This window comes from Desulfuromonas sp. (assembly GCF_002868845.1).
Classification (GTDB): domain Bacteria; phylum Desulfobacterota; class Desulfuromonadia; order Desulfuromonadales; family BM501; genus BM501.
In genome coordinates, this window is the sequence record NZ_PKUB01000056.1 from 14,019 (window position 1) to 25,759 (window position 11,741).

The following is an 11,741-nucleotide window of genomic DNA, read 5'->3' on the forward strand; positions in this document are numbered from 1 at the left end:
AACGCTTGCCCAAAAAAGGGCAGGCCGACGATCGAAAGCGTCCCCGAACCCAGGAAGAAAGCCCCCGTCTTTAGCGCAACACTTCGAACGACTCGAATTCCCCCCGAAAATCCTCCCAGTCGATGAAGAGTTCATCGACCCGGGCGGCGCTGGGGCCGCTGCGGCACCAGTCGAGGGCCTGCCGCACCGCCGTCTCGCGTCCCTCGAAGACCGCCTCCACGTCGCCGTCCGGCAGGTTGCGCACCCAGCCGGTGAGATCGTGCTCGATGGCGGTGCGGCGGGTGAAATAGCGGAAGTTGACCCCCTGGACGAGGCCGCGGATGCGCACCGTGGCACGGACCGGTCTCATGCTTCTGCCTCCTTTTCGATCATGGTCAGAAACTCCTTCTCGGAAAGGATCGCGACGCCGAGGGAGCGGGCCTTTTCCAGCTTGCTTCCCGCTTCTTCGCCGGCGACGACGTAGTCGGTCTTTCTGCTCACCGAGCCGGCGGCGCGGCCGCCGAGGTTCTCCACCATCTCCTGTCCCTCTTTGCGGCCGAGGGTCGGGAGGGTGCCGGTGAAGACAAAGGTCTTGCCCGAGAGGGGGCCGCCGGCGCGACGTTCGGTCGCTTCGGGGGCGACCCCGGCGGCGCGCAGCTGGTCGAGGATCTCGCGGTTGCGACCGGAGGCGAAGAAGTCGACGACGCTGTCGGCGACCTGGGGACCGACCTCGTGGATCGCCAGCAACTCGTCACGGCTCGTCTTCGCCAGGTTGTCCAGGGAGCCGAACTGGCGCGCCAGGACCTTGGCGATGTGCTCGCCGACATGGCGGATGCCGAGGGCGAAGAGGAAGCGGGGCAGGGGGCGGCGCTTGCTCGCCTCGATGGCCCCTAGGAGTTTCTCGGCCAGTTTCTCGCCCATGCGCTCGAAGCGGAAGAGGTCGTCCCGGTCGAGACGGTAGAGATCGGCCACACTCTCCGACAGGTCGAGGCGCAGCATCTGGTCGATGTAGCGGGCCCCGAGGCCGTCGATGTCCATGGCGCGGCGGCCCACGAAGTGTTTGATCCCCTCCAGCAGGCGGGCCGGGCAGGCGAGGTCCTGGCAGCGCGGGACGACCTCGCCCTCCAGCTTCGCCACGGGCGAGCCGCATTCCGGGCAGGCCTGGGGCAGGGGGAGGGGCCGCTCGATCCCGGTGCGCTTTTCGGCGAGGACCCGGACCACGTCGGGGATGACGTCGCCGGCGCGCTCCACGACCACGTGGTCGCCGATGCGCACCCCGAGCCGGTCGATTTCGTCCCAGTTGTGCAGGCTGGCCCGGGAGACGGTCACGCCGCTGACCTCTACCGGTCGCAGCAGCGCGACGGGGGTGATGGCGCCGGTGCGGCCGACCTGAAGCAGGATGTCCTCGATGATCGTCTCGGCCTGGCGAGGCGGGAACTTGCAGGCGATCGCCCAGCGCGGGGTGCGGGTCTTCTCCCCCAGTTCCCGGCGCAGGGCGAGGTCGTCGACCTTGACCACCATGCCGTCGATCTCGAAGGGCAGCTCTTCGCGGCTCTCGACCAGTTCCCGGTAGCGGGCGAGCACCCCGTCGACGCCCCGCACTCGCCGGGTGCCCTCGAGGTTGACCCGGCAGCCCCATCCCTGCAGGGCCTCCAGGGTTTCCAGGTGATTAGAGGGGACATCTCCGGCGATTTCTCCCACCCCGTAGCAGAAGATTTTCAGGGGGCGCCGGGCGGTGACCCGGGAGTCGAGCTGGCGCAGGCTCCCGGCGGTGGCGTTGCGGGGGTTGGCGAAGGTCGGCTCGCCGTTCTCCTCCCTCTCCCGGTTCAGGGCCTGGAAGTCACGCAGGTCCATGAAGACCTCCCCGCGCACCTCGAGCAGCTCCGGTGCGGAGTCCGCAAGGACGAGGGGGACGGCGGGGACGGTCTTGAGGTTCTCGGTGATATTCTCCCCGACCGTGCCGTCGCCCCGGGTGGCGCCGGCGGCCAGCTTTCCGCCGCGGTAGACGAGCTCCACCGCCACCCCGTCCATCTTCATTTCGCAGACGTAGTCGATCTCCGCGTCCCGGTGCAGGAAGCGCTTGATGCGGGCGTCGAACTCGCGCATCTCGGCCTCGTCGAAGGCGTTCTCCAGGGAGAGCATCGGCAGGGTGTGGCGCAGGGGCTCGAACTTGTCGAGGGGCGCCGCGCCGACCCGGGCGGAGGGGGAGTCGGGGCCGGCCAGCTCGGGATAGGCCTTCTCCAGTTCGAGCAGTTCGCGAAACAGGCGGTCGTACTCGGCGTCGGGGATCTCGGGGCGGTCGAGGACGTGGTAGAGGTAGTTGTGGCGGTGGAGTTGTTTGCATAACTCCAAGTGGCGGTCTCTGGCCTGGGTCTCGTCCATGATCGGTCTCGGGGAAGGGGGTGATGGAAATGTTTCGGATTTATAACACAGGGGCCAGAGCGGTTCAACCTGCTGAAGCCATTGTAATATGCCTGGGCATCATGTAAACTGCGAGCCAAATTTTCAGGAGACCTGGCCGTGGACGACCAATATATGCGCCTTGCCCTGCTCGGGGTGCTGTTCCTGCTCTCCGCCTTCTTCAGCGGGTCGGAGACGGCGTTGATGTCCATCGACCGGCTGCGGGTGAAGTACCTTGTGCAGAAGAAACGCCCCAAGGCCAAAAGGCTGGAGGCGCTGATCGAGAACCCCGACCGCCTGCTCGGGACCATCCTCGTCGGCAACAACCTGGTCAACATCGCCATCTCGGTCTTCGCCACCGGCTTTTTCGTCCACCTCTACGGCGAGCGGGGCGAACTGGTCACCATCCTCGTGCTGACCCCCCTGCTCCTTCTCTTCGCCGAGGTCAGCCCCAAGTCCTACGCCGCCAGGTACCCGGAGCGGACCTCATTTTTCGTCCTGCGCCCGATCCGGGTCTCCATGCTGCTGCTCGCCCCGGTGAGCCTCTTCGTTACCGCCTTCTCCCGCTTTTTTACCCGCCTGATTTCCGGCAAGGAGGAGGCGCGCCCGGTCATCTCCGAGGACGAGCTGCGCACCCTGATCACCGTCGGTGAGCAGACCGGGGTGGTTCCCAAGGAGCAGCGGCGCATGCTTCACGGGGTTTTCGAACTCTCCCAGACCCGGGTGCGCGACGTCATGATTCCCCGCACGGAACTGGTCGGCATCGAGGTCGACGCCCCCTTCGAGAAGGTGCTGGTCCTGGCCCAGCAGGCCCGCCATTCCCGTTTTCCCGTCTACGAGGGGGATCTCGACAGCGTCGTCGGGATCATCCATTCCAAGGACATCCTCAACTACGTGGACCGGCCGAAGGAATTCGCCATCCGCGAGGTCGCCCGCCCTCCCTACTTCGTCCCCGAATCGAAGCGCATCGAGACCCTCCTGCAGTCCTTTCGCAAAAAGCGCCTGCACCTGGCCGTCGTGGTCGACGAGTACGGCGGGGTGGAGGGGATCGTCACCCTGGAGGACATCTTCGAGGAGGTCTTCGGCGAGATCCAGGACGAGTACGACGTAGAGGAGGTGCTGATCCGGGAGATCGCCCCGGGGCGCTTCCTGATCGACGGCAGCGCCTCGTTGCGCACCATCAACCGCCGCTTCAATCTCCAGCTCTCCGAGGAGCACGCCAACACCCTGGCCGGCTTCCTGCTCCGGGTCATCGGGGCCATTCCCCAGGAAGGGGCCCGATGCGAGGCGGAAGGCATCGTCCTTGTCGCCCGCAAGGTCGTCGATCGCCGGGTCGAGGAAATCGAGATGATCCTGGAGGAAAATCCCTCCTGAGGCTTTTCCCCTTCGTCCCGCCGCCTCCTTTCGGCGGGTGGTTTTTGCCCCTCCTTCATTAATCTAAACCCCTGAAAAATTGGAAATTTCTCCTTGACAAGGTCGTTGCCTGTGACTATAGTTCCCAAAAGGTGGGATTTAGTGTCAAATTAGGCCAAAAGGGGCCAGGATGAATTTTCAGGGGGAGTTCCACAACACCATCGACGCCAAGGGGCGGGCGAGCATTCCGGCGAAGTTCCGGGAAGTACTCGCCGAAACCCAGGGTGACGAGCGCGTCGTGGTGACCAAGAACCTCGAGGGCGGCCTGACCGCCTATCCCCTTTCCCACTGGAGCCAGATCCTGGAGAACGTCCAGGGACTGCCCAACGGCCCTCAGAAGGCCGCGGCGATCCGGTTGATGGTCGCTCCTGCCGCCGAGTGCGCTTTCGACAAGCAGGGGCGAATCCAGATCCCCCAGGCCCTGCGCAGCGACGCCGGCCTGAAAAAGGAGATCGTCGTTGTCGGGCTCTTTGAGAAGATCGAAATCTACAGCCAGCTTCAGTACGCCGCCGTGACCAGCAAGTCCGAGGAGTTGCTCCAGAGCGACTCCCAGGCTGTGGCGGACATGGGTTTCTGAGGGGTGCCGGCGGAGATCTTCGCCCACCTCTCGGTCATGCCCGAAGAGGTTGTGGAATATCTGCGGCCCCGGCCCGGAGGCGTCTACCTCGACGGGACGGTCGGCGGCGGCGGTCATGCCGGGCTCCTTCTGGAGGCCTCGGCGCCGGACGGGCGGCTGATCGGCCTCGACCGCGACCCGGCGGCCCTGCGCAAGGCCGCAGAAGTGCTGGCCCCCTGCGCCGACCGGGCTCTGCTGCGGCACGCCAATTTTTCCGAGGCGGACGAGGTCCTGGCCGAACTCGGGATCGACGGGCTGGACGGCATGCTGCTCGACCTGGGGGTCTCCTCCCATCAGCTGGACACGCCCGAGCGGGGCTTCTCCTTCCGCGAGGACGCTCCCCTCGACATGAGGATGGATCCCGGGGCGGGGGAGACGGCGGCCGATGTGGTCAACGAAGCCGACGGGCGGGAGTTGGCCCGGATCTTTTTCGAATACGGCGAGGAGCGCTGGGCTCGGCGCATCGCACGGCGCATCGTGGACGAGCGGGAACGCCGTCCGCTGGCCACCACTGCGGAGCTGGCCGAACTGGTCCGTGCGGCGGTTCCCGGCGGGATGATTCCCTCACGGGTTCACCCGGCGACCCGGGTGTTTCAGGCCCTGCGGATCCACGTCAACCGGGAGCTGGAGCATGTCGCCCGGGGGGTTGCCGGAGGGATTGATCTTTTAAAGCCTGGAGGGAGGCTGGCGGTAATCAGCTTCCATTCTTTGGAGGATCGCATCGTCAAGCGGATCTTCCGGCAGGAGGCCAAAGCCTGCATCTGTCCGCCGCGGCTTCCGCTCTGCGCCTGCGGGAAAGTTCCGCGGGTGGAGCTGGTCACGCGCAAGGCGGTGCGCCCGTCTCCGGCGGAGGTCGATGCCAACCCCAGGGCACGAAGTGCGATCCTGCGCGTTGCGGAACGCTGTAGCTGAAGAGAGTTTCCCGTCTCGGGAAGATGTTTTTTTTCTGGAGGGTGTCATGTCCGATACCATTGTCCGTCCCATCCCCAAGGTCAACGTACTGGTGCTGCGCCGGCCCCGGCTCTTTCCCCTGCTCGGGTTCGTCGCGATTCTGCTCGCCGTCTCCCTGTTCTTCGTCTGGTCCCGGCTTCAGGTGATCAACCTGGAATACGAGATTTCGAGCCTCGAGGGGCGCCTGCGCGGCCTGCAGCAGGATTCCCGCCAGCTCCGCCTGGAGGAGGCGAGCCTGCGCAGCCCGGCCCGGATTGAACAGGTCGCCTTGAACAAGCTCGGGTTGCGGATGCCCAACCCCTCGCAGGTCATCACCGTGGACTGATGGATAAGACCGAGGGGTGGGTCCGCATTCGAATCCGGCTGGTCGGCGTGCTCTTCGTGGTGGCCTTTCTCCTGGTCGCCACAAGGGCGTACTATATCCAGGTGCACTGTCGGGATGACTGGCAGAAAAAGGCCGAACGGCAACATCAGAAGGTGATCCCGCTCACCCCGCAGCGGGGCACCATTTTCGACCGCAATAGTGAGGTGATGGCCTTGAGCGTTGAGGCGGACTCCATCTACCTGGAACCCAGCAAGGCCAGGGCCGGCAAGGTGAAGGCCCGGGATCTGGCTGCGGCACTCTCCCTCCCGCACAAGGCGGTGGCGGCCAAGCTCAAATCGGAAAAGCGTTTTCTCTGGCTCAAGCGCCAGGTCCCCCCCCGGGTAAGTGAAAAGGTCAGGGCCTTGAAGCTTCCGGGGGTGAATTTTATCAAGGAACACAAACGGTATTATCCCAACTCCAAGATCGGGGCCCAGGTCGTCGGCTTTACCGGGATCGATCCCGAGGGGCTGGAGGGTGTAGAGCTCAAATACGACTCGGTCATTCTCGGGCAGGGCGGCTACCTGGTGACCGAAAGGGATGCCCTGGGCCGGGGCATCGGCTCCGGAGAGCCGGAGATCAAGGGGGGCAGCCGCGGCGACGACCTCTACCTGACCCTCGACAAAAACCTGCAGTACATCGCCGAGAAGGAACTGGCCGCGGGGGTCCGCAAAGCGAACGCCAAAGCCGGGACGGTGGTAGTCCTCGAGCCGCGTACCGGCAAGGTCCTGGCCATGGCCAGCCAGCCCGACTTCAATCCCAACGCATTCAACAAGTACCGTCCCAGGCAGTGGCGCAACCGGGCCCTGATCGACACTTTCGAGCCCGGCTCTACCATGAAGATCTTCCTCCTTGCGGCCGCCCTTAACGAGGGAGCGGTTCGGCCAGAAGAGCTTATCGACTGCGAAAAAGGCGAGTTCCGGGTCGGCGGCAAGGTCATCCACGACCACCATCCCTATGAACAGCTCTCCGTCGCCGACATCCTCAAAGTCAGCTCCAACATCGGTTCAGCCAAGATCGGAAAAATTCTGGAACGGGACCGCCTCTACTCCTACCTCACCGGTTTCGGCTTTGGTGCGCCCAGCGGGGTCGATCTCCCGGGAGAGACCTCGGGCCTTTTGCGCAAGCCGTCTCGTTGGTTTGAGGTTGATCTTGCGGCGATTTCCTTCGGCCAGGCGATCACGGTGACCCCTCTGCAACTGGCGCTGGCGACCGCCGCCATCGCCAACGGGGGCACCCTCATGGAGCCCTATGTGGTCGAACGGGTCGTGGACAGCTACGGCGAGGTCGTCGATCGTCGCAAGCCCCGCGCGGTGCGCAGGGTGGTCAACGAGAAGGTGGCACGTATCGTTCGCGAGATGATGGTTCGTGTCACCGAGGAGGGAGGGACGGGGACCAGGGGCGCCGTGACCGGCTACCGCGTCGCCGGCAAGACCGGGACCGCCCAGAAGGTGGATCCGGTGACCCGGGGCTACTCTGTGGATAAGCGCGTTTCCTCCTTTGTCGGGATGGTGCCGGCCGAAGATCCTGAACTGGTGGTGCTGGTCGTGATCGACGAGCCCGAGGGACAGACCTACGGCGGGGTGGTGGCGGCCCCGGTTTTCTCCCGCATTGCAGAGCAGGCGCTGCGGCACTTGAAAGTCGCTCCGAACCAGCCCGGCCAGGAGGACTTCCTTCCTCCCCTTCCCCCGGTTACCCTGGCCTCCAGAGAGACGCCCCCTGTCAGGATTGAGGGGCAGGGCGGGGAGATTGAGGGCGAAGGGACGCTGAACATGCCCGATTGCATCGGAATGAGCTACCGCCAGGTGCTTCAGGCGATGGAGCGCACCGGGCTGAATATAAGACTGAACGGTTCGGGGCGGGTGGTGGAGCAACTCCCGGCTCCCGGTGGCCAAATCCGCTACGGAAAAGAGGTCTGGGTGCGGCTCCAGCCCCCGGCCTGAAATACCCTTTGACATTTGTCGAAGAGGGTAAGAAAATGCCTGATTCTATGAAGATTTCCGCTCTGATTAAAAGGCTTTCTCCGCGCCGGATTGAGGGGTCCCAGGACACCGAAATCAGTGGACTTTTCTACGACTCGCGCAAGGTCGTGGAGCAGGGGGCCTTCTTCGCCCTGCGCGGAGTTGCCGCAGACGGACATCGCTTTATCGACCAGGCACTGCGTGCGGGGGCCAGCGCTGTTTTCACCGAGGAGCATGTCTCCCTTCCCGAGGGGGTCACCGGGGTGCTGGTGGACGACACCCGCCTGGCCCTGGCTTTGGCCGCGGCATCGTTCTACGGAGAGCCTGCGGCGGACATCCCCGTGGTCGGGGTCACCGGGACCAACGGCAAGACGACCGTGACCTACCTGGTGGAGTCAATCCTGGAGGTCGCCGGGAAAAGGCCGGCCGTTCTCGGCACGGTCAATTACCGCTTTGGAGAGCACTGTCTGCCGGCAGCGCACACCACCCCCGAATCGGCGGATCTGTTGCGGATCCTCGCAGACTTCCGCAAAGAAGGCTGCGACGCACTGGCCATGGAAGTCTCCTCCCATGCCCTGGACCAGCACCGCGTGGCCGGGGTTCATTTCGACGTCGGCGTCTTCACCAACCTGACCCGGGAGCATCTCGACTACCACGGAAAGATGGAGGCCTATTTCGCCAGCAAGGCGCGGCTTTTCGATCAAGTCGCCTCCGGCGGGGGAAGGGTGGTGCTGAACATTGACGACCCCTACGGGGTCCGGCTGGCCGACCGGTTTCCCTCCGCCCTGACCTGCGGGGTTTCCGACCGGGCGCAGGTGCGGCCTCGCGAGGTGCGGCTCTCCCTCGGCGGGATCGAGGCGCTGATCGATACTCCCCGGGGGGCTTTCGCTTTGCGCTCGGCCCTGCTCGGCAGGTTCAACCTGCAGAATCTGCTTTGCGCCGCGGCCGCGGCCCTGGCTCTGGAGATTCCCCTGGAGGCCGTGGCCGAGGGGCTGGAGAAGGCCCGGGCGGTTCCGGGGCGCATGGAGTCCATCGACAACCGGCTGGGGGCTCAGATCCTTGTCGATTACGCCCATACCGGAGACGCTCTGGAAAAAGCCCTGTCTACCATGAAGGATCTTTCTCCCCGGCGCATCGTGGTGGTCTTTGGCTGCGGCGGGGATCGGGACCGCAGCAAGCGCCCGCTCATGGGAGAGATCGGGGCACGCCTGGCCGATTTGAGCGTGCTGACCTCGGACAACCCCCGCTCCGAGGACCCCATGTCCATTCTCGCCGAAGTCCGGGAGGGGGCGCGCCGGGTCATCCCGGAGGAATGGTCCCCCGAGGAGGCCCGGAAGGCCGAGGGCCGAGGGTTCGTTTCGATCTGCGACCGGGCCGAGGCCATTGAATTCGCCGTCTCCCTGCTTGGCCCCGGCGACCTGCTGCTGGTGGCGGGCAAGGGGCACGAGGATTATCAGATCGTGGGGCGGCAGCGGCTTCATTTCGACGATCGCGAAGAGTTGCGCCGGGCCCTGGCCCGGCTGGAGACTTCGGCATGAACCTGGACCTTCAGCGCATCGCCCGGCTGACCCGAGGACGGATTTCTCCCGCCGATGCCTCGGGGCCGGTGGCGGGCATTTCCACCGACAGCCGCACCCTGCGGCCCGGGGAGCTGTTTATCCCCCTGCGGGGTCCCAACTTCGACGGCCACGATTTCCTGGTCAGGGCGCTGCGCAACGGCGCGGCCGCCTGCCTCAGCGAAGATGTGATCGCCGGCCTCCCGGTTCCGGTGATCCAGGTGGACGACACCCTGGCCGCCCTCGGGGATTTGGCCGGCGGCTTGCGCGGTGACTTCTCCGGCCCCGTGGTGGGGGTGACCGGCTCGGCCGGCAAGACCACGACCAAGGAGATGCTCGCGGAGATCCTGTCTCTGACCGGCCCCGGCCTGAAGACCGAGGGCAATTTCAACAACCTGATCGGGCTTCCCCTGACCCTGCTGCGCCTGGAGCCGGAGCACCGCTGGGCGGTCCTGGAGATGGGCATGAGCGTCCGTGGTGAGATCGCCCGCCTGGCGGAGATCGCCACGCCCGCTGTGGGGGTGGTCACCAACGTGGGGCCGGTGCACCTGGAGTCCCTGCACAGCCTGGACGGGGTGGCTCGGGCCAAGGGAGAGCTTTTCGCGGCCCTGCAGCCGGGGGGCACCGCGGTCATCAACGCTGACGACGATCGGGTCCGCCAGCTTCCGGTGGCCAACGGGGTGCGCCGCCTGCTGTTCGGGCAGACGAGCGAAGCCGAAGTGCGGGCCGAGGATGTTGTCGCCTCTTCGGGCAAAATCTCCTTCCGGCTGGTTCTGCCCGGGGGAGAGTGGCCCGTCGCGATCTCCGGTGCCGGGCGTTTCAATGTCCAAAACGCCCTGGCCGCAGCGGCCGCCGCCGTTGCCCTTGAGATCGACGGAGCGACCATCGCGAAGGGCCTGGAGAGGTTCCAGACCCTTCGCGGAAGGATGGAGCTGATCCGGCTGGACGGCGATGTGCTCCTTCTGGAAGATAGCTACAACGCAAATCCCCTGGCCGTGGAAGCGGCCCTGACGACCCTCCAGGAGCTGGGAGGCGAAGGGCGGCGCATCGCGGTGCTGGGGGACATGCTTGAACTGGGCGAGGATGCTCCTTCCCTGCATCGCGAGGTGGGCCGGGCCGCGGCCCGCCTGGTCGATCGCCTGGTGCTGCTCGGGCCTCTCGGGGCTGAAGTCGGCGCCGGTGCGCGAGAGGCCGGGATGCCCGGCGACAGGGTTCGTGTGACTGCCTCCCACGGGGAGGCGGCCGTTTACCTGCAAGGGCTCCTTCGGCCCGGCGACCGGATCTTGGTCAAGGGGTCCCGTGGCATGCAGATGGAAAAGATTTCGACGGCCCTGCAAGAGGCCGTGGCTGCCCGCGCTATGGGCCATTCATAGGAATCGGTGGATGCTTTATCACTTTTTATATCCCCTGCATACAGAGTTTTCGGTCCTGTACGTCTTCAGGTTCATCACCTTCCGGGCCATCTACGCCACGATCACGGCCCTGCTGATCTCCTTCATCCTGGGGCCGTGGCTCATCGACAAACTCTCCAGGCTGCAGATCGGGCAGAGCATCCGCAAGGTCGGCCCCGAGTCTCATTTCAAGAAGGAGGGGACGCCGACCATGGGCGGCACCCTGATTCTTTTCGCCATTGTCCTGCCGACCCTGCTCTGGGCCGACCTCGGCAATACCTATGTCTGGGTGACACTGCTGGTGACCGTCGGTTTCGGAGCCGTCGGCTTCGTGGATGATTTCCGCAAGGTCAAAAGCAAGAGCAGCGACGGGCTCTCGGCCCGGCAGAAGATGTTCTGGCTCCTTCTCATCTCCCTGGCGGCGGGCTTGTCCCTTTATGTCTTTCCCTCTTTCCAGACGACTCTGGCAGTCCCTTTTTTCAAAGGGGTGCGGCCCGACCTCGGGATCTTCTATATCCCCTTCGCCATGCTGGTCATCGTCGGGGCGGGTAACGCGGTGAACCTGACCGACGGTCTGGATGGCCTGGCCATCGGTCCGATGATCATCGCCACCGGGACCTACCTCCTCTTCGCTTACCTGGCGGGCAATGCCCGCCTTTCCGAGTACCTGCAGATCAGCAGCGTCCAGGGGGCCGGCGAGCTGGCGGTGCTGTGCGGGGCGATGGTCGGGGCGGGGCTCGGTTTTCTGTGGTTCAACACCTACCCGGCCCAGGTCTTCATGGGGGATGTGGGCAGCCTCTCTCTGGGCGGGGCACTCGGGACCATTGCGGTGATCACCAAGCAGGAGATCGTTCTGGTCATCGTCGGCGGAATCTTCGTCGTCGAGGCCCTGTCCGTGATCTTCCAGGTTGTCTCCTTCCGGCTCTGGGGCAAGCGGATCTTCCGCATGGCTCCCATTCATCATCATTTCGAACTGAAGGGGTGGCCCGAGCCGAAGATCATCGTGCGCTTCTGGATCATCAGTATCATCCTGGCCCTCGTGGGTCTGTCGACGCTGAAACTGCGATAGAGACAGCTGAAAGCTTTAAGCCGGAAGCTGTAAGTAAAATCAAA

10 protein-coding genes are annotated in these 11,741 nt (G+C 65.0%); 8 read left to right on the plus strand and 2 right to left on the minus strand.

What is annotated here, in order from left to right; genetic code table 11:
* Positions 1–70: 70 nt before the first annotated feature.
* Both C0617_RS16610 and ligA read right to left on the minus strand, forming a co-directional pair.
* Positions 71–349, minus strand: a complete 279-nt coding sequence (locus C0617_RS16610; protein WP_291318154.1) for an acylphosphatase — start codon at positions 347–349, stop codon at positions 71–73.
* The gene (gene ligA, locus C0617_RS16615) at positions 346–2,361 is read right to left on the minus strand and encodes an NAD-dependent DNA ligase LigA (RefSeq protein ID WP_291318155.1); all 2,016 of its coding nucleotides are present in this window, start codon (positions 2,359–2,361) and stop codon (positions 346–348) included. The genes C0617_RS16610 and ligA overlap by 4 nt, the downstream gene beginning before the upstream one ends.
* A gap of 138 nt (positions 2,362–2,499) precedes the next feature.
* Here ligA and C0617_RS16620 point away from each other — a divergent pair, with 138 nt between their 5' ends.
* From C0617_RS16620 to mraY, 8 genes are all read left to right on the plus strand, one after another.
* Positions 2,500–3,753, plus strand: a complete 1,254-nt coding sequence (locus tag C0617_RS16620) for a CNNM domain-containing protein (RefSeq protein ID WP_291318156.1) — start codon at positions 2,500–2,502, stop codon at positions 3,751–3,753.
* Positions 3,754–3,922: 169 nt separating this feature from the next.
* Positions 3,923–4,369: a division/cell wall cluster transcriptional repressor MraZ gene (gene mraZ / locus C0617_RS16625; protein ID WP_291318157.1), complete on the plus strand. Its 447-nt coding sequence runs from the start codon at positions 3,923–3,925 to the stop codon at positions 4,367–4,369.
* Between the two features lie 3 nt (positions 4,370–4,372).
* The gene (rsmH, locus tag C0617_RS16630; protein WP_291318158.1) at positions 4,373–5,320 is read left to right on the plus strand and encodes a 16S rRNA (cytosine(1402)-N(4))-methyltransferase RsmH; all 948 of its coding nucleotides are present in this window, start codon (positions 4,373–4,375) and stop codon (positions 5,318–5,320) included.
* Between the two features lie 46 nt (positions 5,321–5,366).
* A complete protein-coding gene (gene ftsL, locus C0617_RS16635) occupies positions 5,367–5,684 on the plus strand; it encodes a cell division protein FtsL (protein WP_291318159.1) in 318 nt (105 codons plus the stop codon).
* Positions 5,684–7,663 (plus strand): penicillin-binding protein, encoded by a 1,980-nt coding sequence (locus tag C0617_RS16640; RefSeq protein WP_291318160.1) that lies wholly within the window; start codon positions 5,684–5,686, stop codon positions 7,661–7,663. Before ftsL ends, C0617_RS16640 begins: the two co-directional genes overlap by 1 nt.
* Positions 7,664–7,710: 47 nt before the next feature.
* Positions 7,711–9,219 carry a UDP-N-acetylmuramoyl-L-alanyl-D-glutamate--2,6-diaminopimelate ligase gene (locus tag C0617_RS16645; protein ID WP_365889488.1) on the plus strand — a complete coding sequence of 503 codons (1,509 nt, stop codon included), beginning with the start codon at positions 7,711–7,713 and terminating at the stop codon, positions 9,217–9,219.
* Positions 9,216–10,610, plus strand: coding sequence for a UDP-N-acetylmuramoyl-tripeptide--D-alanyl-D-alanine ligase (murF, locus tag C0617_RS16650; RefSeq protein ID WP_291318162.1), 1,395 nt, complete (start codon positions 9,216–9,218; stop codon positions 10,608–10,610). The genes C0617_RS16645 and murF overlap by 4 nt, the downstream gene beginning before the upstream one ends.
* 10 nt (positions 10,611–10,620) lie before the next feature.
* Positions 10,621–11,697: a phospho-N-acetylmuramoyl-pentapeptide-transferase gene (gene mraY / locus C0617_RS16655; RefSeq protein WP_291318163.1), complete on the plus strand. Its 1,077-nt coding sequence runs from the start codon at positions 10,621–10,623 to the stop codon at positions 11,695–11,697.
* Positions 11,698–11,741: the final 44 nt, after the last annotated feature.

Excerpts from the sequence above, each read along its gene's own strand:
- mraZ (WP_291318157.1), top strand. The coding sequence starts at position 3,923 with ATGAATTTTCAGGGGGAGTTCCACAACACCATCGACGCCAAGGGGCGG.
- C0617_RS16645 (WP_365889488.1), top strand. The coding sequence starts at position 7,711 with ATGAAGATTTCCGCTCTGATTAAAAGGCTTTCTCCGCGCCGGATTGAG.
- ftsL (WP_291318159.1), top strand. The coding sequence starts at position 5,367 with ATGTCCGATACCATTGTCCGTCCCATCCCCAAGGTCAACGTACTGGTG.
- ligA (WP_291318155.1), bottom strand. The coding sequence starts at position 2,361 with ATGGACGAGACCCAGGCCAGAGACCGCCACTTGGAGTTATGCAAACAA.
- murF (WP_291318162.1), top strand. The coding sequence starts at position 9,216 with ATGAACCTGGACCTTCAGCGCATCGCCCGGCTGACCCGAGGACGGATT.
- C0617_RS16640 (WP_291318160.1), top strand. The coding sequence starts at position 5,684 with ATGGATAAGACCGAGGGGTGGGTCCGCATTCGAATCCGGCTGGTCGGC.
- C0617_RS16610 (WP_291318154.1), bottom strand. The coding sequence starts at position 349 with ATGAGACCGGTCCGTGCCACGGTGCGCATCCGCGGCCTCGTCCAGGGG.
- mraY (WP_291318163.1), top strand. The coding sequence starts at position 10,621 with ATGCTTTATCACTTTTTATATCCCCTGCATACAGAGTTTTCGGTCCTG.